Genomic DNA, 22,095 nt, shown 5'->3' with positions numbered 1-22,095 from the left:
TAAGGCGAACGATCGCGGTTCCGGCGGTTGCGCTTTGCGGCCGCCGCCGCTACATCCCCATCTCGAATTGCACGCGGGATTCCGCGAGATCAGAGAACGACATGCGCGCCGAAATCGAACGGTTGGTAGAAGAGATCAAGCAGTCAGTCGGGCTGCTGAGGAGGCATCTTTGACGTCGAGAAATCGACGGCGCGCCTCGCTGAGCTGAACAAGCTCGCAGAAGATCCCAATCTCTGGAACGATCCCCAGAAGGCCCAGAAGCTGATGCAGGAGCGCACCTCGCTGGAGGATGCGCTCTCAGGCATCGGCAAGGTCGAGCAGGAGCTCGAAGACGACATCGGCATGATCGAGCTTGGCGAGGCCGAGGGCGATGACGGCGTCGTCGCCGAGGCTGAAGCTGCGCTGAAGAACCTCAAGAAGGAAGTGGCGCGGCGCGAACTCGAGGCGCTGCTGTCGGGCGAAGCCGATCGCTTCGATTCCTATCTCGAAGTCCATGCCGGCGCCGGCGGCACCGAGAGCCAGGACTGGGCGCAGATGCTGCTCCGCATGTACACGCGCTGGGCCGAGAACCACGGTTTCAAGGTCGAGTTCCTGGAAGAGTCCGAGGGCGAAGAAGCCGGTATCAAGTCGGCAACGATCCAGGTTTCCGGCCACAACGCCTATGGCTGGCTGAAGACGGAAGCCGGCGTGCATCGCCTCGTGCGCATCTCGCCGTTCGATTCCAACGCGCGGCGGCACACGTCCTTTTCGAGTGTTCAGGTTTTCCCCGTCATCGACGACAGCATCAAGATCGACATCAAGGAATCCGACGTCCGCGTCGATACCATGCGCTCGGGCGGCGCCGGCGGCCAGCACGTCAACAAGACCGAATCCGCAGTGCGCCTGACGCACATTCCGACCGGCGTCGCCGTGGTCTGCCAGGCCGGCCGCTCCCAGCACAAGAACCGGGCCCAGGCCTGGGACATGCTGCGCGCCCGGCTCTATGAGATCGAGCTGAAGAAGCGCGAGGAGAAGGCGGCCGCCGACCAGGCTGCCAAGACCGACATCGGCTGGGGTCACCAGATCCGCTCCTACGTGCTGCAGCCGTATCAGATGGTGAAGGATCTGCGCACGGGCGTGCAGACGTCCGATACCTCGGGCGTGCTCGGCGGCGATCTCGACGAGTTCATGGCCGCGACGCTGGCGCAACGTGCGTTCGGCACCACGACCGGCGACATCGAGGATGTGGACTGATCATGCGGCGCGTCGCCTTCATCGGACTTGGGCGGATGGGCCATGGCATGGCTGGCCGCTATCTCGAGGCCGGCTTCACGGTGACGCTGTGGAATCGCAGCAAGGCCAAGGCGGAAGACCTGATCGCGCGCGGCGCGCATTGGGCGACTTCGCCGGAGGACGCGGCAATCGATGCCTCCGCAGTCGTGACCATGGTCGCCGACGACGAGGCCTCGCGCGGGGTGTGGCTCGGGCCCAAGGGTGCGGCCAAGACGGCGAAGGCCGGCACCATCGCGATCGAATGCTCCACCGTCTCCTATGACCACGCCCGCGAGATGGGCCGCGAGCTCAACGCGCGCGGGCTGATCTACATCGATTGCCCCGTCACCGGATTGCCGGATGCAGCGGCCGCCGGACAGCTGACGCTGCTCGCCGGCGCCGATGCGGCCGATCTCGATCGCGCGCGGCCGTATCTGACGCCGATCGGCTCGACCATTCGCCATTTCGGCCCGGTCGGCGCCGGCACGGTCTACAAGCTGATCAACAATCTGATGGGCGCGATCCAGATCGCCGGCCTTGCCGAGGGCCTCGCCATCGCCGAGCAGGCCGGGCTCGACATGAACCTGGTGCTGGAATCGATCCAGGCGGGTGTCGCCGCCAGCCCGCAGGTCGCGCGCCACTCCAAGCGCATGGTCGCCCGCGACTTTTCCGGGGCGACCTTTACCGCGGCGCTGCGGCACAAGGATGCGGCCTATGCGGTGAAGCTGGCCGAGAGCCTCTTGGCCGCCAAGCCGCTGGTCGCGCGCGCCGCCGTCGAGGCCTACGCGCAGGCGAAAGCTGCGATGCCTGACGATGATGAAGGCAGGATGATCGAGCTGGTGTCGCGGCGGAAATAAGCCGCACAGCTCTGTTGCGGAAATCGGGTGGTCACCCCAGTGGCTTCGCGTTAGGCGAAGGCTCTTGCCGCCAGATGTGAGACGTTATGCCTCCCGCCGATAACAGGATTGACGCACGCGACTGGTTGCTGTTGGGCTTCCTTTCGATCCTGTGGGGCGGCTCATTCTTTTTCAACAGCGCAGCCTTGAGGGAATTGCCGCCATTGACGCTGGTGCTGCTGCGAGTGGCGGTTGGTGCGGCCTTCCTTCTGCCGCTCCTGCGGCTTTATCGGATCAGCCTTCCCGGAGACGTCGCGAGTTGGCGCCCCTATGTGGCCATGGCGCTGCTCAACAACGTGTTGCCTTTCTCCATGATCGTGACGGCACAATTGTTCATTTCGAGCGGGCTGGCGTCGATCCTCAACGCTACCACCCCCTTATTCACTGTCGTCGTAATGGCTGCAGTTGGAGAGGAGAGGCTGATAGCGCGTCGGGCGGTGGGTGTTGTCGTGGGCCTGATCGGCGTCATCATTCTGAAGGGGGCCGGGATCGAATTGCTGGCAGGTCAGGGAATCGGGATTCTGCTTTGCCTCGGTGCGGCCCTCAGCTACGGATTTGCGGCTTTGGTGGCACGGCGCTGGCTGTCGAAATCGCCACCGCTTGCGACGGCGACCTGTCAGTTGCTCGCATCGACGGTCATGATGACGGTGCTGGCCTTCGTGTTCGACCAGCCATGGCGCCTGGCGATGCCTGGCATGACGACCTGGCTCGCCGTGCTCGGCTCAGCTGGTCTCTCAACCGCGCTCGCGTATGTCGTCTTTTTCCAAGTCCTGCGGCGCTCGGGGGCAACCAACGTGACGCTGGTAACGCTCCTCCTTCCCGTGACTGCAATCCTGCTCGGCTATCTGGTCCTGGGTGAGTCGATTTCAGTGCGTGAGATTGCCGGCGCCCTGGTCATTGCTAGCGCGCTGCTCGTGATCGATGGGCGCGTATTGCGGCGCGTGGTGTAGGTTACTGGCGATCTGGCGCTTGCATTGAAGACACCAGCCTGAGGCAATGTTCAACGCAAAGGGGACCTAATGCTTCCCTTCGGGAGGATGTAGTGCGTCTGCGGCGCAATGCCGAAACTAACCCGCACTGAGCCGCACGCCGGCGCGCAGGAATTTCTGCGGGTCCACCGCTTCGCCTTCGATGCGGGTCTCGTAGTGCAGGTGCGGGCCGGTCGAACGGCCGGTCGAGCCGACCAGCCCGATCACTTGGCCGATCTTCACGATCTCGCCGACTCTGACGTTGATCTCGGAGAGATGGCCGTAGCGGGTCGACAGCCCGTTGCCGTGATCGACCTCGACCATGCGGCCGTAGCCGCCGGACCAGCCGGCGGAAACCACCTTGCCGTAGGCGGTGACGCGGACGGGGTCGCCCGTGGCGGCGCGGAAGTCGAGCCCGGTATGCATTGCCGGCCGGCCCAGGAAAGGATCGCTGCGCACGCCGAAGCCGGAGGTGAACTCAACCTCGCCGATGACGGGCTTGCGGTAGGGCACCAGCGCCAGGGTGCGGTTGAGACGGTCCATCTCGGCGCGCGTTGTGTTGATGCGGTGCAATTGTTTTTCGAACGGTCCGGCATTGGCCGTCAGCTTGACGGGGACGAACGGGCCGCCCATCGCGCTGCGCGGCACGGCGGATTCGAGATGGGCCAGGTTCAAGCCGAGATCACTGACCACCCCGCGCATGCGCCGCATGCGCGAATCCATGCTTTCCTCGACGGCGCTGAGCGTTGCCATCTGGCGCCGCTCGACCTGGTCAAGCGAGTTGGTGAGCCGGACCAGCACGTTGTCGAAGCTCTGATTTCTGGCGAATTGGCTTGAAGGCGCGGCCACCACGCTCGGCGCGCGCGATTCGAGGCGCGCTTCGCGATCCGGCGGCGCCACGAAGATGACGGTGTCGCTGATCGGCGACGGCTTCGGTGTGGTCTGGCCGGCCTCGCCGCGCTGCTGCGGGGCCGAGCGGGAGATCGAGCCGGTGACGTCGGGCATGGCCCCGAGCGCCGTCGCCCGGGACTCCAGCGCCGTCTGGCGCTTCATGATCTGGTCGAGCTTCTGGTCGAACTGTTCCTGGTCCAGCAGTTGCCGGCTGGTGGTGCGATCGACCTTGGCGCGCAGCTCGGCGATGCGGTCCTCATAGGCGTATTGCATCTCGGCCTGGCGGGCGATCAGCCGGGTCAGAACGTCGTCGCGGAAGGCAAAATAGGTGGCGGTCGCTGCCGACCACAGCCCGAGCAGCACCACGGTGCCGACCACGATCCAGAACACCACGGGCCCAAAGCGGACCTGCTTGCCGGCATGGACGATGGTGTAGGCGTCGTCGGCCGCGGGCAGGGCAATCGCGGTTGCAGCCGCCGCAACGGCCGGACGGCGCTGGAAGGCCCGGCCGTGGTCGTGGGGATGATGTTGGGGGTACTGCGAGTATTGGGCAGAACTTTTCGACATCGGCACTCCCGCGCCGGTCGGATGGGTTCCTTGCGGCTCAACTGCCGCCGCAATCTGGGCTCGTCATGGTTAATTTTTTGCAAAGGGGAAGGGACGAATTCGAGGGACTGGTTAAAGGCTCCTTGCTGCGTCCAGCACCTCGTCAGCATGGCCGTCGACCCTGACGTTGCTCCAGATTCGGGCCACCCTGCCGTCGGGTCCGACCAGCACCGTGGTACGAAGAATCCCCAGGAAGCGCTTGCCGTACATGGACTTTTCGCCCCAGGCGCCGTAGGCCTCGAGCATCTCATGCTGCTCGTCCGAGATGAGCGGGATTCCGAGCTTGTGTTTGTCGCGAAACTTCTCCTGGGCCTTTAACGGATCGGCGGAAATGCCGAGCACGGCGGTCCCGGCGGCCGCGAAGGCGTCGGCCAGACGGGTGAAGTCGATCGCCTCCTTGGTGCAGCCGGGGGTATCTGCCCGGGGATAAAAAAACAGGACCAGCTTTCGGCCGGCATAGTCGGCCAGCGTCAGCACGTCGCCTCCGTCGCGCGGCAGGCGGAAGGCGGGGGCCTTCTGTCCCTCGGCCAGGCCGGACTTCGCCGGAGCGGGCGGGGCGGACGATTTGGATGAATTTAACTGTTTCGATGCGGCCTTATGTGATCCTGCTTTTGCTATGGTCCGGGGTGATTTGCTTGCTGGTGTCCGCTGCGTTTTCGCGGCTCCTGTCTGAGCCGATGCCCGCGATTTTGCGGCCTTCTTTTTGGCAGTCGGATTGCCGGAGGACGTTTTGGACGATTTCTTTCGGGATTTCTTGGACATACGCCTTCCTTTCGACGCTTTCGGCGGGTCAACCGAAGCGGTATTGCAGCTCTCGTCCGGCGTGCCGGAATCGCGCCCTCGGCTGGGCAAATCTGACGGCGCCGGAGTATGGTTACAAGGAATTCCACACACTACCCCACTGCTCGTTGAACGCGCTCCCGGGGCGAAATGACGAACAGCAGGAATATTCGAGGTATGGCGGCCGTGCCGGCGCAGGGAGCTTCGCGTCCCGCGAACGGTTGCGGTCCCGGCGGCGCTCAATCCTACGACGGGCGCCTGTATCGAGAGGCAATGGCAAGGAATACGTCGCCCCAGGACTACAACCGGGATTTGGATCGGCGCAGCGGCCCATATGAGCCGCAGGAATGGGATGATGCCGACTGGGATCCCGATCAGGAAGCGGCGGCGGGCCATCGCGCACGCCGGCTGCTGGCGCGTTCCGGTTCGGGCCTTCATCGTTTCGGTTTCGGGTTCGGCGCGTTGCGCCGCCGAGTCGGTGGTGGCCGCTGGTTGAAGCGCACGGCCGGGGCCGTCGCCACCGTCGTCGTCATTTTCGTCGGCTGCTTCGGTGCGCTGTGGTGGCGGCTTGGCGCCGGTCCGATCAATCTGGACATCGCAACACCATGGCTGGCGGCGGCGATCGAGGAGAATATCGGCCACGGCAACACGGTTGAAATCGGCGGCACCCAGATCGAGCGCGCCGGCCGGATTCGCATCGCCGTCCGCATCCGTGACATCGTCGTTCGCGACCGCGATCAAGCCGTCGTCGCCAGCGCCCCGAAGGCCGAGGTGAAGCTGTCGGGCGCGGCCATTCTGATGGGGCACCTGCGTGCCGAGAGTCTCAATCTCGTCGACGCCGAGCTCGCCATCCGCATTGCGCCTGACGGCACCGTAACCGTGTCCGCCGGCGACACCGCAAAGCCGCTGGCGACCGGTGTTGCGTCCAAGAAGGACGCCGGCCTGCCGCCGACATTCCCGCGCAGCGGCGTTCCGCCGCCGCCATTCGCAACAGCGCCCGCGAGCCCGGATGCATCGCAGGCCGCGCCGCAGGCAGCCGCCGCACAGAGCGGCATCCTGCAGGGCCTCGACTGGCTCGATAGCCTGAGCATGACCGGCCTCGACGGTCAGAACCTCAACGAGATCGGCCTGAAGAACGGCAATCTGATCGTCGACGATCAGCAGCGTGGCAGCAAATGGTCGTTCGAGAACATCACGCTCAGCCTGCGCCGGCCGAGCCGCGGCGGCGTCGCGCTCAGCCTCGGCGAAGAAGGCGCGCGCCCGTGGATGCTGCGCGCCACGATCGGACCGGCCGAGAACGGCGTGCGCTCGGTCGACATCAAGGCCGACAAGGTCTCGACCTCCAACCTCCTGCTGGCGCTGCGGGTCAAGGATCTCACCTATACGGCCGACCTGCCGCTGACGGGCGAGCTCAAGGGTGAGCTCGGCCGCGACGGCGTCCCGACCTTCTTCCGCGGCAAGATCACGGCCGGGGCCGGCAACATCATCGACACCGACACGCCCGATTATCCTATGGCGATCGATTCCGCCGAGATCAATGTCGAGTGGGATGCCAACCGGCGAGTCCTGGTCGCACCGTTCAAGATTCTGTCCGGCGCGAACCGCCTGACCCTGCTGGCGCATCTCGAGCCGCCCAACGGCGCCACCAACGACTGGCAGCTCGGCTTTAGCGGCGGCTCGATCCTGCTCGGCGGCATCGACAACGAGCCGCCGCTCGTCTTCAACCGCATCGCGATCGGCGTCCGTTTCGACAGCGACCACAAGCGCATCCTGCTGACACAGGCCGACGTCTCCAATGGCGAGATCGGCGTCGCCGGCACCGGCGCCATCGACTATTCCGGCGAGCCGCGTCTCACGCTCGGCTTTGCGGGAACGCCGATGTCGGCCTCGGCCTTGAAGCGGATGTGGCCGACGCTGGTCGTCCCGGAATTGCGCGAATGGGTGATCGAACGGATCGAGCGTGGAACGCTCCAGCGCATCGAGATCGGCGTCAACTCGCCGACCAAGAACCTGCCGCGCAAGGGCCCGCCCATTCCGGACGACGGACTGTCCGTCAACATCGTGGCGAGCGGCGTCGCGGTCCGTCCGGTGGACGGGATGCCCGTGGTGCGCGATGCCGATCTCAGGGCGCGCGTGACAGGGCGCACTGCGACCGTGAACATCGGGCAGGGCGTTGCGGATACGCCCTCGGGCCGCAAGGTCACGATCTCCGACTTCGTGTTCGAGGTGCCCGACATGGCGCCGAAGCCGTCGCCGTCGCGGACCCGGTTCCGTGTCGACGGCCCGGTGCCCGCGGCCGCCGAAATGCTCGCCAATGATCGGCTGAGCGATCTGTCGGCGACAGTCGTCGATCCCAACACCAGCAAGGGGACGTTCTCGGCGACCATCCAGCTCGGCATGCCGGTCAAGGGCGAGCTGACAAAGGCCGACACCAGCTACGCCGTCGCCGCCGACCTCAACGGCTTTGCCGCCGACAAGCTGGTGATGAACCAGAAGCTGGAGGCCAACAACCTCAAGATTGCAGCCAACAACCAGGGCTATCAGGTCAAGGGCGACGTCAAGATCAACGGCCAGGCAGCCGTGCTCGACTATCGCAAGCCGGCCGAGGGCGACGCGGACGTCAGATTGCAGGTGACGCTGGACGATGCCAGCCGCGCCCGGCTCGGCTTCGATCTCAGCCCCGCCGTCAGCGGATCGCTGCCGATCAAGCTGTCGGGCAAGATCGCGAGCGGCGCGGAGCAGACCACCAGGCTCGGCGTCGAGGCCGATCTGACCGCGGTCAGGCTCGACAACATCCTCCCCGGCTGGGTCAAGCTGCCGGGCAAGTCCGGCAAGGCCAGCTTCAAGGTGGTGCCGACGGCACAGTCGACGCGGTTCGAGGACATCGTGATCGAGGGCGGCGGCGCCTCGATCAAGGGCTCGCTCGAAGTCGATGCGAACGGCGACCTCCTGAATGCGAATTTCCCGACCTACGCGCCGTCCGACGGCGACAAAGCCTCGCTCAAAGTGGAGCGCAGCCAGGACGGTGTGGTGCGCGGCACCATGCGCGGCGACGTGTTCGACGGCCGAGGTTTCCTGAAGTCGGCGATCTCAGGTCATTCCAAGGACGACAAGAGCAAGTTGAAGAACGTTGATTTCGACATCGACGTCAAGCTTGGCGCCGTCGCCGGATTCAACGGCGAGTCCATGCGCAGCCTCGATGCCAAGATGTCGAAACGCAACGGCGCGGTGAAAGCCCTGACGCTGAGCGGCAAGATCGGCCGCGACACGCCGGTGGCAGCCGATCTGCGCGGCGGCCGCGCCCAGGGCAACCGCGAGGTGATCTACCTCCAGACCAACGATGCCGGCGCGCTGCTGCGCTTCACCGACACCTACACCAAGGCCGTCGGCGGCCAGATGGTGGTGGCGATGGAGCCGCCATCTTCGGAGCCGAACACCGTGCGTGAAGGCCTCATCAGCGTGCGCGACTTCACGGTCAAGGGCGAGGCGCAGCTCGAGCGCGTGGCTGCGGGTGCCCCCAACGGTACCGGCAACGGTGTCTCCTTCAGCGCGCTGCGCGCCGAGTTCACCCGGCAGAACGGCGCGCTCACCATCCGCGACGGCGTAGTCAAGGGCCCGATGATCGGCGCCACCATCGAAGGCTCGATCGACTATCCCGGCAACCAGGTCTGCATGAGCGGCACCTTCGTGCCGATGTACGGCGTCAACAACATCTTTGGCCAGATCCCGCTGTTCGGCATCTTCCTCGGCGGCGGCAACAACGAGGGGCTGATCGGCGTGACCTACGAGGTCGTCGGCACGCCGGCGGCGCCCGTGATGCGCGTCAACCCGATCTCGGCGATGGCGCCGGGCCTATTCCGCAAGATATTCGAATTCAACACCGGCAAGCAGAATTCGCCGTTCGACGAATTCCCCTCGCAGTCGAACGAGGGCTCGACCGGGTCGACGCGCCAGCTGTCGAGCGGCTGCACCCTCGCGCGGCGGTAGCGGCGACCCGCCGACCATTCTTGAGCGGCCAGATTCGATGGCGACCACAGAGCAAGTGCGCTCCCTCTCCCTCTCCCGCTTGCGGGCAGGGCAATCGCATATGGGGGGATTTCGCCTGTGGCCATCCTTCGAGAGCCTCCGGCGGGCCCTCAGGATGAGGATCGATTGTGTCGCGCCAGTTTCAACGTGCACCGATGCTGCTTAGCCTCACCCTGAGGGACCGCGAAGCGGTCGTCTCGAAGGGCGAGGTGCGTGCTCAGGTCTTTCGAAAAACCATATGCGATTGCCCTGCGCTTGCGGGAGAGGGTAGGGGACAGTTGTCTTCGCACCGGGGCTGTCCCCAAGAGGAGAGAGCCCTCGCCCGCGCCTACGGCGCGACCTCTCCCGCAAGCGGGAGAGGTTAAACTCTCCTACGCCGCGCGCACGCCCTTCAGGAACGTTCCGACTTCACCCGAAAGCTGCTCGGCCTGCTTGGAGAGGTTTGAGGCTGCCGCGAGAACCATGCCGGCGGCGTTGCCGGTTTCGTTGGCAGCCGTGGAGACGCCGCCGATATTGGTGGTGACCTCCTTGGTCGCCTCCGCGGTCTGAGAGACGCTGCGGGCGATCTCGGCGGTGGCGGCGCCTTGCTCCTCGATGGCGGCGCCGATCGAGGTTGCGATGCGGCTGACCTCCTCGATGGTGGCGGTGATGCCGCCGATGGCGTCCACCGCCTCCTTGGTCGCGCCCTGGATCTGGGCGATCTTGTCGCCGATCTCGCGGGTGGCTTCCGCAGTCTGGCTCGCCAGCGACTTCACCTCGGAGGCGACGACGGCAAAGCCGCGGCCGGCTTCGCCGGCACGCGCCGCCTCGATAGTGGCGTTGAGCGCGAGCAGGTTGGTTTGCGCCGCGATGCTGGAGATCAGTTCGGCGACGTGCTCGATCTGCTGGGCACCGTCGGACAATGCGCGCACGATGGTGTCGGTACGCCGTGCGCTGTCGACCGCGCGTCCGGTAACTTCGGCGGATTGCGCGACCTGACGGCTGATCTCGGTGATGGAGGAGGAGAGCTCCTCGGCGGCAGCGGCGACGGTCTGGACCCGCTGGCTGGCTTCGGTGGCGGCCGAGCCGACCAGTGCGGCGCGGCGGTTGGTGCCTTCGGCGGTCGAGGACATCGACTTGGCGGTATGCTCCAGCTCTCCGGAGCCGGAGGCCATCAGGCCGACGAGCTGGCCGACGGAGGCATCGAAGCGGTCAGCAAGCGCGATCAGTGCCTCGCGCTTCTCCTGTTCGGTGCGCGTCTTGGCGGCGGCCTGCTCGGCCTCGAGCGTGCGGGCCGTCAGCGCCGTTTGGCGAAGGACTTCGAGGGTCTCGGCCATGCGGCCGATCTCGTCGCCGCGGTCGGTCTCCTCGACCGGCTTGTCGATGTCGCCTTCGGAAATCGCCTGCATGCGGGCCTTCTGGCGGTCGAGCGCGCCGAGGACGTCGCGGGCGATCAGCCAGGACACCGCCGCCATCAGCAGCATCAGGCCGACGCCGATCGCGCCGAGCTCCAGCGTCAAAGCGCGGACATCGGCGTCGATGTCATCGACATACAGGCCGTAGCTCATGGTCACGTTCCAGGGCGCGAATTTGCGCGCGAACACGGTCTTGCGGACAGGTTCGGTCTGGCCGGGGCGGGGATAGAGGTAGGAGGTCACGCCGCCCTGCGCGGTCTCGCTGCCGGCCTTGATGATGGCGTCGGCGATCAACACGCCGTTGGAATCCTTGGCGCCGGTGATCTTGCCTTCGAGCTGCTGATTGGCGCCGTTCACGACCAGGGAGGAGTCCTGATTGTAAACCACCGGGTAACCCTGGTTGCCGTTGAAGTTCATGCGGCGGCCACGCTGGTGGAACAGGGTCTTGGCCTCGGCTTGCGTGAGCTTGCCTGCGGTGACTTCGTCCTGGAGCGCTTGGGCGTAGTTGTAGAGGAGCTCCACCGCGGTCCGCATCTGCTGGACGCGGTCCTCCATCATGCGGCTCTTGCTGAGCAGGGCCGATACGCCGATGATCGCCGTGACCGTGAGCGCCGCAAGGCAGACCATGCTGGCAAGCTTGGTGCGGATCTTCAGGTGACTCAGCAACTTCATCACAGCCCCTACGGAATGGTTGTTATTGCTCGCATGGGTAGCATGAAGTTCTTACCAATCATGAACGGTGCGCGCGGGGCCTGCTCCGGGAGAGCTGGCGCAGGCGGGTGCGCAAACGTGCAGGCAAGACCGCTTGCCGGCTCGCTCCAGCCGGTTTGGGGACGAGAATCGATGCTGGAATTCGGTAGCTAACGAGCCTGGCTGGAGCCGCAATGAATCGATTCGTTCATCGCATCATCATGTCTCTGCTGCTCGTCGCGACCCTCGTTCTGATCTGGAACGTGCTGGGGGCGCGCTGAGACGGCACCGGCGAATCTGCCGGGGCCGTCGCGCTTGTGACTTGTGAATGGGTGACGGCGCGGCGCGCGTCCGCCGCTGGCCCAGCGGCTATTTCTTGCCCATGGCGCTGTCCACGCTGATCGGGCCGCCGCCGGCCGCCGAGAGATACAGGCAGGCGAAGCAGAACAGGATCGCGAGGGTGCCGTTGTTGAGCAATGGCAGGAACACCGGCGTTTCGCCCCTGAACATGTGCCCCATGAAATAGGCGAAGGCCATTTCACCGGCCAGTATGAAGGCCGACAGTCGCGAGAACAGGCCGATCATCAGCAGCCCGCCCAGCACCAGTTCGAGCGCGCCAGCCGCGCCGTAGAGCGACATCAGTTCGACTTTCGCGAACATTGGAACGGCGGGAAACTTGAACAGCTTGGCGACGCCGTACTGGAACAGCAACAGGCCGGTGATGAAGCGAAACAGGCTCAGGAGAACCGGTTGAAAGCGAGTGAGATAAGGAAAGTCCATTGGTTTTGCCCTCCATCCAATGCTGGACCCAATGCTGCGACTTGGACCGCATTCGCTTCCGCCTCGCAAGCCACCCAGGGTGAATTCAGCCTGACATTTTCGTCATGTCGGACAAAACACCGATAAGCGTCGCGATCATCCGCACGCGGCCCCGTTTTTTTCGCACGTTAGTCTCGCGCTCGTCCGTAGGATTCCGGTGAAGCCGGGGTATGCAGGTTACGTCGGGGAGACCTATTCCCGCAGTGCAGGGACGATCAGGAATGGAATCATTCCGAGGATCACGCTCGCAAGCGCGAAGAGGAGCAGCAGATCGTAGCCGCCGGTCGCGTCGTGAATCAGGCCGCCGCTCCAGGAGCCGAACGCCGAGCCGAGGCCGCTGCCGATCGAGATCGTGCCGAAGATGGTGCCGACGCGCCGGCCTCGGAAAATCTTCATCGCGGTGGCGCTGATCAATGGCCCGCGGGAGCCCATCATGCTGCCGAAGCAGACGATGAAGCCGGTGAGCAGGATGACGTTCGGATAGAACTGCAGGAGCCAGAGCAGAACGATGCCGAGGATCGAAATCGCGTAACTGAACAGCACCGACGGCCGGCGTCCGATCAGGTCGTCGAGCGCGGAGACGCCGAGCATGCCGAACACCAGCACGATGCCGGAGAAGCCCCAGGCGGTGGCAGCCTGGAGCGGCGGAAAGCCGGCGTCGATCAAATAGGCCACGATCTGCGCGGCGATCGCATACATGCCGACCGCGGTGAAGAAGAAGGTCGAGAACAGCGCCCAGAAGGCGTGATGCCGCATCGCGCTCACGAGCGTCCAGCCGTTGTCGACGAAATCCGGATCGCTCTTCCTGGCGACATGCGGCGAGCCGGCTGCGAACATGCGCCAGGGCAGCAGCAGGAGCGGCACTAGCAGACCGAGCGCTGCAAAGCCGAACAGCTGATAGGTCTCGCGCCAGCCGAGATGATCGATCAGGAGCTGTGAGGCCGGCAGCAGCGCCAGCACCCCGCCGCCCATCGCCGAATAGACCACCGCCATCGCGGTCGGCAGCTTCGGGCCGAACCAGCGGCCGAGCAGGATCGAGTTCGGGACGTTGCCGATGAAGGCGACGCCGATGCCGACACAGATGCCGATCGAGAGCTGGAACTGCCACAGCGCTTGCGCGTGGCTCGCGATCAGGAAGGCCGAACCGAGCAGGAGCAGCCCGAGCGCATAGACGAGGCGTGGGCCCGAATGATCGAACAGGCGGCCGACCAGCGGCGCGGTCAGCCCGCTGACAAGCCAGGTCAGGGAATAGATCGAGACCACCTGGGCGCGATCCCAGCCGAGGTTCTCGGAGATCGGCTTGAGGAAGACGGTGAAGCTCTCGCTGAGGCCCCGGCCGAGAACAGCCAGCGTGAAGCACAGGCCGAGCACGACGAGTGCGGTGCGCACCGCGTCCCGCCGGGTGCTTCCGACCTGTTCCTTGCTCGTTTCCCCTATCGTTCCCTTGGGCGTGTTCTGATCCATTGCCCGTCAGGGAGCGCGCATCCGCGTACCCTGACAAGCAGTGAAAAGCTCATACGCCTATGCAGGCTTGATCAGCACGTGCTTCTTCTTGCCGAAGGACAGCTTGATCACGCCTTCCGGCGTCAGGTTGCCCGCCGACAGCGCCATCTTCTCGTCGGTCACAGGCGCATCGTTGACGCGCAGGCCGCCGCCCTTGATCTGGCGCCGCGCTTCGCCGTTGGAAGCGACCAAGCCGGCCTTGACGAAGGCGTTGAGCACGCCGAGACCGGCGTCGAGCTCGCCACGCGGAATTTCCACCGTCGGCAGGCTTTCGGCCAGCGCGCCTTCCTCGAAGGTCCGCCGCGCGGTCTCGGCCGCCTCGTTCGCAGCGTCGCGGCCGTGCAGCAGCGCGGTCGCCTCGGTTGCGAGCACCTTCTTGGCTTCGTTGATCTCGGAGCCGCCGAGCGCTTCGAGCTTCCTGATCTCGGCCATCGGCAGCGTCGTGAACAGCTTCAGGAACTTGCCGACATCGGCGTCCTCGGTGTTGCGCCAGTATTGCCAGAAATCATAAGGGCTGAACTGGTCGGCATTGAGCCAGACCGCGCCTTGCGCGGTCTTGCCCATCTTGGCGCCGGACGCAGTCGTCAGCAGCGGCGTCGTCAGCGCGAACAGCTGGTGCGTGCCCATGCGGCGGCCGAGATCGACGCCCATGATGATGTTGCCCCACTGGTCCGAGCCGCCCATCTGGAGGCGGCAGCCGGTGCGCTTGGCGAGCTCGACGAAGTCGTAGGCCTGGCAGACCATGTAGTTGAACTCGATGAAGCTCATCTCCTGCTCGCGCTCGAGGCGCAGCCGCACGGAGTCCATGGTCAGCATGCGGTTGACCGAGAAATGCCGGCCGACGTCGCGCAGCATCTCGATCCAGTTCAGCTTGGTCAGCCACTCCGCATTGTCGAGCATGACGGCGTCGCTGCTGCCATCGCCGTACCGCAGCACCTTCGCGAACACGCCGCGGATCGATGCCTTGTTGGCCTCGATCTCGGCGACGGTGCGCATCGCCCGCGTCTCGTCCTTGCCGGAGGGGTCGCCGACCATGGTGGTGCCGCCGCCCATCAGCGTGATCGGCTTGTTGCCGGACTGCTGGAGCCAGTGCAGCATCATCATGGTCAGGTAATTGCCGATGTGCAGCGAGCGGGCGGTGCAATCGTAGCCGACATAGGCCGTGGCCTCGCCCTTGGCGGCGAGCGCGTCCAGCCCCTCGAAATCGGAGCATTGGTGGATGAATCCACGTTCCTGCAGGGTGTTGAGGAAATCCGATTTAAATGCAGTCATCTGTCGGCATGCCCAACAATTCTTGGTTTACTGTTTCGGGAGCAATTTAAGGGTCTTGCGTTGGAACCCGATTGGCCGCCCGCCACTTGGCGCGTTGGCATTATAAGATGTGTCCCTCCGGCACAAGATCGGCATGCCGGGGTGGGTCTTTCGAGGACGCTGGTCCATGATGTTGACGGCACTCGGCTTGATGAGCGGCACCTCGCTGGACGGGGTGGATGTCGCGCTGCTCGAGACCGACGGAAAGCATGTGAAGGCGTTCGGGCCATCCGGTTACCGGCCGTATGGCCCGGCCGAGCGCGACTTGCTGCGCCGGGCGCTGAGCGCGGCCGTGCAGCTGGCGCAACGCGACGCCCGGCCGGGCGTTCTGGCGGAGGCCGAGCGGGCGGTGACGCAGGCTCATGCCGAGGCGGTCGCGGCCTTCCTCGCCCAGAATCGCTTGAGGCCTGAGGATATCGACATCGTCGGCTTCCACGGCCAGACCGTGCTGCACCGCCCAGAGAAGCGGCTGACGGTGCAGATCGGCGATGCGCCGGCGCTGGCCAAGGCGATCCATATCCCCGTGATGCACGATTTCCGCGCCGCCGATGTCGAGGCAGGCGGGCAGGGCGCGCCGCTCGTGCCGGTCTATCATCGCGCGCTCGCCCATTCGCTGCAGCGCGAGGGGCCGATCGTCGTGGTCAATATCGGCGGCGTCTCCAACATCACCTATGTCGACGGCAACGAGACCTTGATCGCCTGCGACACCGGCCCCGGCAACGCACTGCTGGACGATTTCATGTATCGCACCATGAACCAGGCGTTCGATGCGGAGGGCAAGTTCGCAGCGCTCGGCAAGGTGGATGAAGCCTGGATCGCGCGGGCGCTGGAGCTGCCGTTCTTCGCAAGCCCGCCGCCGAAATCGCTCGACCGCAACGACTTTGCCGCGCTGAAGCTCGGCGATATCGCGCCGGCCGACGGCGCGGCGACGCTGACCGCCTTCACCGCGGCCGCGATCGCCCGCATCATTCCGCTGCTGCCGCGCCGGCCGCGCAGCTTCATCGTCTGCGGCGGCGGCGCCCGCAACCTTACCATGCTGCGGATGCTGCGGGAGCGGGTGGGCTCGGCCACCGTCGAGGCGGCCGAGACGCTCGGCTGGGCCTCCGACGCCATCGAGGCGCAAGCCTTCGGCTTCCTCGCCGTGCGCGGCATGAAGGGCCTGCCGTTGTCTTATCCGGCCACCACGGGTGTGCCGATGCCGATGACGGGCGGGGTGATTGCGCGACCGTGAGGGGCGGGGCTGGACGGGCGTTCGCAGTAGCATAGGCAAATCTCGTGTCCCGGACGCGACGCAGCGTGCAACGCTGCGGCGCAGAGCCGGGACCCAGGTCGCCGCACGGGTTGTCGATGCATGGGCCCCGGCTCTGCAGCGCACCGCCGAAGAGGCGCTGCGCTGCGTCCGGGGCACGAGATCTTCCGATGTGAACGCAGCAAAGGGTCGTTGACTGTCGATTATTTCACTACGGATAAGACACACCTTCGCGCTCCCGCGGCGCGTTTCGCCCGAGCTTTGCTATTCGTTCGCGCCCCATGAAGGCCAAAGGGCGCAGGGAAGGCCGGGCGCCGGCGGCACCCGCAGGTCCGTGGGCGTCAAGAACGCACACGGGGTGGACCACAGGTGTGCCGGTCGCCCGGCCTTCCCTGCGCGGATGGTTTTAACGGTGTCCTTCGTGCTCTCCTCGGGGAGCGTTGCACTATTGCCCCCGTCGCCTTGCGGCTGATCGATGCGCGTGCCGGTTGGCCGCCACATCGCCGCAAGCCTTGACGCCAGAACCCCGGGCGCCGGGACCACACGACTTCTCCGTCCGCGGACGGCTTGGCCTCAGCGCCCGGGGCTTGCGTGTGCGCACCCCGGACCATCAACCAAGCCGCTGTGACCGCGCCGTGTCGTATGCGCGTTGTGCCGGGACTCAACGGTCACCCGTCCCTGTCCCCATGCACCTCGCGCCGGCGCTGCCGCGTCCACCGCACCCCAGCCCGCATCTCGTGACGATCGCGAAGCGCCCCTCTGGCAGGGCCGGGATGTCGGGTGTATGCCATAAATCCGAAATTCGGGAAAATGGAATATTTTCAGCGGGAGGGATTGACGGGTTTTGAGTGTTTTGCCCGACGCCTCGCGACAGTGCCGGCCACCCTCTCTGTCATTCCGGGGCGCGCGTCGCGCGAGCCCGGAATCCATCGCGCGTCAACCCTATGGCCCGATGGATTCCGGGCCTGCGTGCTGCGCACGCATCCCGGAATGACGGAAACCCGCCGCACCGCCGTTGACAAATAGATGCAATTGCATTTATATTCATGCAACTGCATTAACATCCGGACTCGTCATGCCCGCTTCACTGAAACTCATCAGCCACAAGCTTTGCCCCTACGTGCAGCGCGCGGTGATCGCGCTGAAGGAGAAGGGCGTGCCGTTCGAACGGATCGACATCGATCTCGCCGACAAGCCCGACTGGTTCCTGAAGCTCTCGCCGCTCGGCAAGGTGCCGGTGCTGGTGGTGACGACCGACAGAGGCGAGGTCGCGCTGTTCGAGAGCAACGTGATCTGCGAGTACATCGAGGAGACGCAAGCAGGCAACAAGCTGCATCCGCTCGACGCTTTGAAGCGTGCCGAGCACCGCGCCTGGATGGAGTTCGGCTCGGCGATCCTCGGCGATCTCTGGGGCCTTGAGACGACGACCGATCCGGCGACGTTCGACAGCAAGCGCCAGGCGCTGGTCGCAAAGTTCGCGCGCGTCGAGGCCGCGCTCGGCGTCGGGCCGTTCTTTGCCGGCGAGGCGTTCAGCCTGGTCGACGCGGTATTCGCGCCGATCTTCCGTTATTTCGACCTGTTCGACCAGTTGATCGAGCACGGCATTTTCGCGGATGTGCCGAAGGTCCGGGCCTGGCGCGCGCAGCTGGCGAAGCGCCCGAGCGTTCGCACCGCCGTCGGCGAGGATTATCCGCAGCTGCTGCGGGCCTTCCTCGTCCGCCACGATGCGCATCTGCTCAAGCTGGCGGCCTGAGCGCAGGCCATGTCGTCCTCATTGGCTTGGACGATGCTCGTGCTCGCGGGCCTGCTCGACGTCGGCTGGGCGATCACGATGAAATATGCGGAAGGCTATACGCGGCCCGGTTGGAGCATCGCCTCTCTCGTGCTGCTTGCTGCCTTCGTTGTCCTGCTGGGCCGCGCCTTGAAGGTGCTCGAGGTCGGCGTCGCCTATTCAGTCTGGACCGGCATTGGCGCGGCCGGCACTTTCCTGATGGGCATCGTGCTATTTGGTGAGACCTTGAGCGCGATGAAGCTTGCGGGCATTGCGCTCGTCTTGATGGGGATCGTCGCGCTCAAGCTGGCGTAGCCAGTTGCAGCGATCAGGTGCAGCCGTCGGCAAGGAGCAGCCTGCTGGTCGTCGTCGCCTGGCGCGGCTCGAACAGGGGCTGAATGTCGGGATCGTCCAAAAAAGCCTGCGCGTTGGCCCGTTCCGCAAATTCGATGATGACGAGGCGCTCGGGCGCCCAGTCGCCCTCCATCGTGGTCGGTTCGACTCCCCGCACGATGTATCGTCCCGAATGCCGGGTAATGAATGCCGGGATCTCAGCGATGTAAGTCTTGAATCCGGCGTAGTCGGTCACCGACAGATCAATAACCAGATACGCCTTCATCGCTCACAATCTCCAGCGTGACGGTTCGTAGCCATGCCACGAACCTGTCGACGCCGGAAGATCTCACCGCACGTTGGCGAGCCGCATGTCCAGATAGGCGGTGATGGTTTCCATCAGCGGCTCGAGCTTGGCGTCGAAGAAGTGGTTGGCGCCGGGGATGATCTGCTGGTCGATCACGATGCCCTTCTGCGTCTTCAGCTTCTCGACCAGGGTGTTGACGTCCTTGGGCGGCACCACCGCGTCCTTCTCGCCGTGCACGATCAGGCCTGAGGACGGGCAGGGCGCGAGGAACGAGAAGTCGTAGAGATTGGCGGGCGGCGCGATCGAGATGAAGCCCTCGACCTCGGGGCGGCGCATCAGGAGCTGCATGCCGATCCAGGCGCCGAAGGAGAAGCCGGCGACCCAGCAGGCGCGCGCTTCGGGATTGATGGTCTGGGCCCAGTCGAGCGCCGCGGCCGCGTCCGACAATTCGCCGGTGCCGTGGTCGAACGAGCCCTGGCTGCGGCCGACGCCGCGGAAATTGAAGCGCAGCACCGAGAAGCCGCGATGCGCGAACGCGTAGTAGCACTGGTACACGATCTGATGGTTCATCGTGCCGTGGAACTGCGGATGCGGATGCAGGATCATCGCGATCGGCGCGTTCTTCTGCTTGGCCGGATGGTAGCGGCCTTCGAGACGGCCAGCAGGGCCGGTGAAAATGACTTCAGGCATGGATGTCTCTGACTACGTCCCTTGGAGGTGATCCCTGCGCAATCGTCCAATTGCGCTCTCGTGGCGTCGCCGGCGAGAGCACGGATGAAAGGAGAGGCGCGCCGTCGGGTGATGCGCGAGTGGCGCGCGGGTGAACTGACGCGCGCTTCTAGCACGAGGCAAGGGTCAAAATGCAAGCATCTTCGACATCTCTCAATGGGCTCAACAGCTTAGCCGGTCATCCCAGCGTCATGTTCGGCCCGGCTGCGCGGCCGGACCCCGCCTGCATTGAACCGAATGACAGCAAAAGGCCGGGGGCTCGCCATCGGCAGCGCCCAACCATCTGGAATCACGATTGTTTATGGATTGCCGGTGGATCGGCGGGATTGCTTGCCGCCGGGACGGCTCGGCTTCCGAGCGAGGCGACTGCCGGGCGGTAGCGCCGGCTGCCGCCCAGCACCTGGCCATTGTCGAAGGCGAGTTCGAAATCTCCTGACGGCTTGAGATCGACCTCGCGCACCCGGTCGAGATTGGCAAGCCGGGTCCGATGAACGCGAATGATGGCGTACCGGCCCAACTCGCTTTCCGCCGCCGCGAGCGTGCCCCGGATCAGATGCCGGGTGCCATCGGCGAGGCAATATTCGATGTAATTGCCGGCGGACGCGACCCACAGGATGTCGCGCGGCACCACGCGAATCCGGCTCGTGCCGTCGCGCAGCCAGATCGTGTCGAGAGACGACGGTGGCGGCAGCGGGGCCGGTGGCGAGGCGGAAGCGGCTGCGGCTGCGGCGGCCTTCAACTCGCGCCGGCTGTCGAGCAGCCAGATCGTGCCCGCGATCAGGACATAGGTCACGGCGTCCTTGCGGAATTCGTAGAGAATCGTTGCGAGCGAGAAACGGAAATCGTAGGCGCCGCCGGCGAGCCAAAGCGCAAGCTTTCGCACCGACACCATCCCCGCGATGTGGAGCGCCGAGAAGCCGAGCAGGGTGATCGTCCCGAGCCCGGCGCGTGCGGCGAGGCCGGGCATCCGGCGCATGCGGCGAACGGCCCGCAGCGGGATCGGCAGCAGCAGCAGGATGACGCCGATGCTTGACATCTCCCAGAACAGCCGCCGGCCGACGTCGTAGCTGTCGCCGCGCCAGGCGGCGTCCTGAGCGCCCGACAGCGCGTTGACGATTCCGATCGCGATCGCGACCGCCGCGATCGCCGCGAACGTCGTCCGGTCCCCGCTCGTCCCGAAAGACCCGCCGCTCGTCCCAGCCGGCGGCGACCCGTCCCCCGGCGTCCGATCCTGATCCCAAACCGGCTCGACGCGAGCCGCAGGCGGAGCATTTTCGGTGTCAGCCATGGCCCGGCAACCGCGTTCGTCGTCCCGTCAAGGAGCAGAAGACCATGACAACACCACAGCAATTCCAAGACCCGGACAGGCGCATCGATCTGGACTGGGTGCGGATTTTAGCCTTCGGGCTCCTGATCTTCTACCACGTCGGCATGCTCTACGTGTCCTGGGGATTTCACATCAAGAGCGAGCACCGGCTGACCTGGCTGGAACCGGTGATGCTGGTGCTCAACCCCTGGCGGCTGTCGCTGCTGTTTCTGGTGTCGGGGGTCGCGACCCGTTTCATGCTCGACAAGTCGACCCCGTCAAAGCTCGCCCGCGCACGGTCAGCGCGGCTCTTGATTCCCTTGGTCTTCGGGATGCTCGTGATCGTGCCGCCGCAATCCTATCTCCAGATCGTGGAGAGCCTCGGCTATCCCGCCGGCTTTCTGGATTTCTATGTCAGGCACTACTTTGCCTTTGGCGCACAGTTCTGCCCGAACCCGTGCATCGTGCTGCCGACCTGGAATCATCTCTGGTTCGTGGTCTATCTCTGGGTCTACACGATGGCCCTGATCGGAGTGCTTGCACTGTGGCCGGCAGGCGCCGACTGGCTTGGCCGCAAGCTCGCCGCCGTTCTCGCCGGGCCCGGGCTCCTGATCCTGCCTTGTCTGCTATATGTGATTTGGCGCCTGGTGCTGTTCCCGGCGTTCCCCTCGACGCATGCGCTGTTCGGCGATTGGTACAACCATGCGGACCACGCGACGGCCTTCCTGGTCGGCTTCCTGCTGGCAAAGCAGGATATGATCTGGCGCGAACTCGACCGTCAGCGTTGGATCGCGCTGACGGCTGCCGCGGTCTGCTTTTCGGCCTTCATTCTGGTTCGCACCGGCCTGTTTTCGCCATCGCCCACGCTGAAGTGGTTCGCCGCCTCGGCCTATGGTTGCTATCAATGGCTCGCGATCGCCGCCGTGCTGGGTTTTGCGCGGCGCTGCATCACTGCCGACAGCCCCGCGCGCCGCTATCTCACCGACGCGATCTTCCCGTACTACATCGTGCATCAGACCGCGATCATCGTGATCGCGCATCAATTGCACGGCAGCGGTCTGTCGGCCGGGATCGAAGCGTCCATTGTTATCGTCGGGACCGCGCTTGCCTGTGTGGCGACTTATGAAATCGTCCGGCGTATTGCCTGGCTGCGGCCGCTGTTCGGATTGCGGGCGCTGCCGCGCGGTGATGCAAGGATGGGGCAGCAACAACCGGCCTGACCAGCGCCCGCCGTCCGATTGGCGGGATGGCAAAAGGTGCTAAGA

The 22,095-nt window shown here is 65.2% G+C and carries 17 protein-coding genes; 8 read left to right on the top strand and 9 right to left on the bottom strand.

What is annotated here, in order from left to right:
- Window positions 1-101 precede the first annotated feature (101 nt).
- The 3 genes from prfB (at window position 102) to AC3WLX_RS02895 (ending at window position 3,097) form a co-directional block, all read left to right on the top strand.
- Window positions 102-1,233, top strand: a protein-coding gene (prfB, locus tag AC3WLX_RS02905; RefSeq protein WP_291623529.1) for a peptide chain release factor 2 whose coding sequence is annotated in 2 segments (ribosomal slippage) — window positions 102-170 and window positions 172-1,233 — 1,131 coding nt in all. Because the reading frame shifts where the segments join, the coding sequence is not laid out codon by codon here.
- A gap of 2 nt (window positions 1,234-1,235) precedes the next feature.
- Window positions 1,236-2,108, top strand: a complete 873-nt coding sequence (locus AC3WLX_RS02900) for an NAD(P)-dependent oxidoreductase (protein ID WP_492334617.1) — start codon at window positions 1,236-1,238, stop codon at window positions 2,106-2,108.
- An 86-nt stretch (window positions 2,109-2,194) separates the two neighbouring features.
- Window positions 2,195-3,097, top strand: a complete 903-nt coding sequence (locus tag AC3WLX_RS02895) for a DMT family transporter (RefSeq protein WP_291623523.1) — start codon at window positions 2,195-2,197, stop codon at window positions 3,095-3,097.
- 117 nt (window positions 3,098-3,214) lie between these two features.
- On the opposite strand, the gene AC3WLX_RS02890 is transcribed toward AC3WLX_RS02895, so the two are convergent.
- Together AC3WLX_RS02890 and AC3WLX_RS02885 are read right to left on the bottom strand one after the other, a co-directional pair.
- On the bottom strand, window positions 3,215-4,573 hold the full coding sequence (locus AC3WLX_RS02890; RefSeq protein WP_492334616.1) for a peptidoglycan DD-metalloendopeptidase family protein: 1,359 nt from the start codon (window positions 4,571-4,573) through the stop codon (window positions 3,215-3,217).
- A 111-nt stretch (window positions 4,574-4,684) separates the two neighbouring features.
- Entirely contained in the window at window positions 4,685-5,374 is a 690-nt protein-coding gene (locus AC3WLX_RS02885; protein WP_291623519.1) for a peroxiredoxin, read from the bottom strand.
- Between the two features lie 195 nt (window positions 5,375-5,569).
- Here AC3WLX_RS02885 and AC3WLX_RS02880 point away from each other — a divergent pair, with 195 nt between their 5' ends.
- The gene (locus AC3WLX_RS02880; RefSeq protein WP_492334615.1) at window positions 5,570-9,379 is read left to right on the top strand and encodes a YhdP family protein; all 3,810 of its coding nucleotides are present in this window, start codon (window positions 5,570-5,572) and stop codon (window positions 9,377-9,379) included.
- Between the two features lie 410 nt (window positions 9,380-9,789).
- Here AC3WLX_RS02880 and AC3WLX_RS02875 read toward each other — a convergent pair whose 3' ends face one another.
- The 4 genes from AC3WLX_RS02875 to tyrS all read right to left on the bottom strand — a co-directional run bounded on the left by AC3WLX_RS02875 (window position 9,790) and on the right by tyrS (window position 15,096).
- Window positions 9,790-11,484, bottom strand: a complete 1,695-nt coding sequence (locus AC3WLX_RS02875; RefSeq protein ID WP_291628399.1) for a methyl-accepting chemotaxis protein — start codon at window positions 11,482-11,484, stop codon at window positions 9,790-9,792.
- 387 nt (window positions 11,485-11,871) lie between these two features.
- On the bottom strand, window positions 11,872-12,282 hold the full coding sequence (locus AC3WLX_RS02870) for a DoxX family protein (protein ID WP_492334614.1): 411 nt from the start codon (window positions 12,280-12,282) through the stop codon (window positions 11,872-11,874).
- Between the two features lie 231 nt (window positions 12,283-12,513).
- Window positions 12,514-13,785: an MFS transporter gene (locus AC3WLX_RS02865; protein ID WP_492334613.1), complete on the bottom strand. Its 1,272-nt coding sequence runs from the start codon at window positions 13,783-13,785 to the stop codon at window positions 12,514-12,516.
- Between the two features lie 57 nt (window positions 13,786-13,842).
- Window positions 13,843-15,096 (bottom strand): tyrosine--tRNA ligase, encoded by a 1,254-nt coding sequence (gene tyrS, locus AC3WLX_RS02860; protein WP_492334612.1) that lies wholly within the window; start codon window positions 15,094-15,096, stop codon window positions 13,843-13,845.
- 166 nt (window positions 15,097-15,262) lie between these two features.
- Between tyrS and AC3WLX_RS02855 the strand changes: the two genes are divergently transcribed.
- The 3 genes from AC3WLX_RS02855 to AC3WLX_RS02845 all read left to right on the top strand — a co-directional run bounded on the left by AC3WLX_RS02855 (window position 15,263) and on the right by AC3WLX_RS02845 (window position 18,470).
- The gene (locus tag AC3WLX_RS02855; protein ID WP_492334611.1) at window positions 15,263-16,366 is read left to right on the top strand and encodes an anhydro-N-acetylmuramic acid kinase; all 1,104 of its coding nucleotides are present in this window, start codon (window positions 15,263-15,265) and stop codon (window positions 16,364-16,366) included.
- 1,093 nt (window positions 16,367-17,459) lie between these two features.
- A complete protein-coding gene (locus AC3WLX_RS02850; RefSeq protein WP_492334610.1) occupies window positions 17,460-18,137 on the top strand; it encodes a glutathione S-transferase family protein in 678 nt (225 codons plus the stop codon).
- A 9-nt stretch (window positions 18,138-18,146) separates the two neighbouring features.
- Window positions 18,147-18,470 (top strand): DMT family transporter, encoded by a 324-nt coding sequence (locus tag AC3WLX_RS02845; protein ID WP_492334609.1) that lies wholly within the window; start codon window positions 18,147-18,149, stop codon window positions 18,468-18,470.
- Window positions 18,471-18,483: 13 nt separating this feature from the next.
- Here the strand turns inward: AC3WLX_RS02845 and AC3WLX_RS02840 are convergent, their stop codons facing one another.
- The 3 genes from AC3WLX_RS02840 to AC3WLX_RS02830 all read right to left on the bottom strand — a co-directional run bounded on the left by AC3WLX_RS02840 (window position 18,484) and on the right by AC3WLX_RS02830 (window position 20,812).
- A complete protein-coding gene (locus tag AC3WLX_RS02840; RefSeq protein ID WP_492334608.1) occupies window positions 18,484-18,774 on the bottom strand; it encodes a DUF1330 domain-containing protein in 291 nt (96 codons plus the stop codon).
- 63 nt (window positions 18,775-18,837) lie between these two features.
- Window positions 18,838-19,485 (bottom strand): alpha/beta hydrolase, encoded by a 648-nt coding sequence (locus tag AC3WLX_RS02835; RefSeq protein ID WP_024337874.1) that lies wholly within the window; start codon window positions 19,483-19,485, stop codon window positions 18,838-18,840.
- Between the two features lie 328 nt (window positions 19,486-19,813).
- Window positions 19,814-20,812, bottom strand: a complete 999-nt coding sequence (locus AC3WLX_RS02830; protein WP_492334607.1) for a LytTR family DNA-binding domain-containing protein — start codon at window positions 20,810-20,812, stop codon at window positions 19,814-19,816.
- Between the two features lie 44 nt (window positions 20,813-20,856).
- Here AC3WLX_RS02830 and AC3WLX_RS02825 point away from each other — a divergent pair, with 44 nt between their 5' ends.
- Window positions 20,857-22,050: an acyltransferase family protein gene (locus tag AC3WLX_RS02825; RefSeq protein ID WP_492334606.1), complete on the top strand. Its 1,194-nt coding sequence runs from the start codon at window positions 20,857-20,859 to the stop codon at window positions 22,048-22,050.
- The last annotated feature ends 45 nt before the right edge of the window (window positions 22,051-22,095 follow it).

The organism is Bradyrhizobium sp. FW305-F6 (assembly GCF_058782905.1).
This window is presented reverse-complemented; position numbering and strand designations above follow the sequence as displayed.

Bases quoted from the DNA above. Each gene is read 5' to 3' on its own strand.
- AC3WLX_RS02900 (WP_492334617.1), top strand. From the start codon at position 1,236: ATGCGGCGCGTCGCCTTCATCGGACTTGGGCGGATGGGCCATGGCATG.
- AC3WLX_RS02895 (WP_291623523.1), top strand. From the start codon at position 2,195: ATGCCTCCCGCCGATAACAGGATTGACGCACGCGACTGGTTGCTGTTG.
- AC3WLX_RS02890 (WP_492334616.1), bottom strand. From the start codon at position 4,573: ATGTCGAAAAGTTCTGCCCAATACTCGCAGTACCCCCAACATCATCCC.
- AC3WLX_RS02885 (WP_291623519.1), bottom strand. From the start codon at position 5,374: ATGTCCAAGAAATCCCGAAAGAAATCGTCCAAAACGTCCTCCGGCAAT.
- AC3WLX_RS02880 (WP_492334615.1), top strand. From the start codon at position 5,570: ATGGCGGCCGTGCCGGCGCAGGGAGCTTCGCGTCCCGCGAACGGTTGC.
- AC3WLX_RS02875 (WP_291628399.1), bottom strand. From the start codon at position 11,484: ATGAAGTTGCTGAGTCACCTGAAGATCCGCACCAAGCTTGCCAGCATG.
- AC3WLX_RS02870 (WP_492334614.1), bottom strand. From the start codon at position 12,282: ATGGACTTTCCTTATCTCACTCGCTTTCAACCGGTTCTCCTGAGCCTG.
- AC3WLX_RS02865 (WP_492334613.1), bottom strand. From the start codon at position 13,785: ATGGATCAGAACACGCCCAAGGGAACGATAGGGGAAACGAGCAAGGAA.
- tyrS (WP_492334612.1), bottom strand. From the start codon at position 15,096: ATGACTGCATTTAAATCGGATTTCCTCAACACCCTGCAGGAACGTGGA.
- AC3WLX_RS02855 (WP_492334611.1), top strand. From the start codon at position 15,263: ATGATGTTGACGGCACTCGGCTTGATGAGCGGCACCTCGCTGGACGGG.
- AC3WLX_RS02850 (WP_492334610.1), top strand. From the start codon at position 17,460: ATGCCCGCTTCACTGAAACTCATCAGCCACAAGCTTTGCCCCTACGTG.
- AC3WLX_RS02845 (WP_492334609.1), top strand. From the start codon at position 18,147: ATGTCGTCCTCATTGGCTTGGACGATGCTCGTGCTCGCGGGCCTGCTC.
- AC3WLX_RS02840 (WP_492334608.1), bottom strand. From the start codon at position 18,774: ATGAAGGCGTATCTGGTTATTGATCTGTCGGTGACCGACTACGCCGGA.
- AC3WLX_RS02835 (WP_024337874.1), bottom strand. From the start codon at position 19,485: ATGCCTGAAGTCATTTTCACCGGCCCTGCTGGCCGTCTCGAAGGCCGC.
- AC3WLX_RS02830 (WP_492334607.1), bottom strand. From the start codon at position 20,812: ATGGCTGACACCGAAAATGCTCCGCCTGCGGCTCGCGTCGAGCCGGTT.
- AC3WLX_RS02825 (WP_492334606.1), top strand. From the start codon at position 20,857: ATGACAACACCACAGCAATTCCAAGACCCGGACAGGCGCATCGATCTG.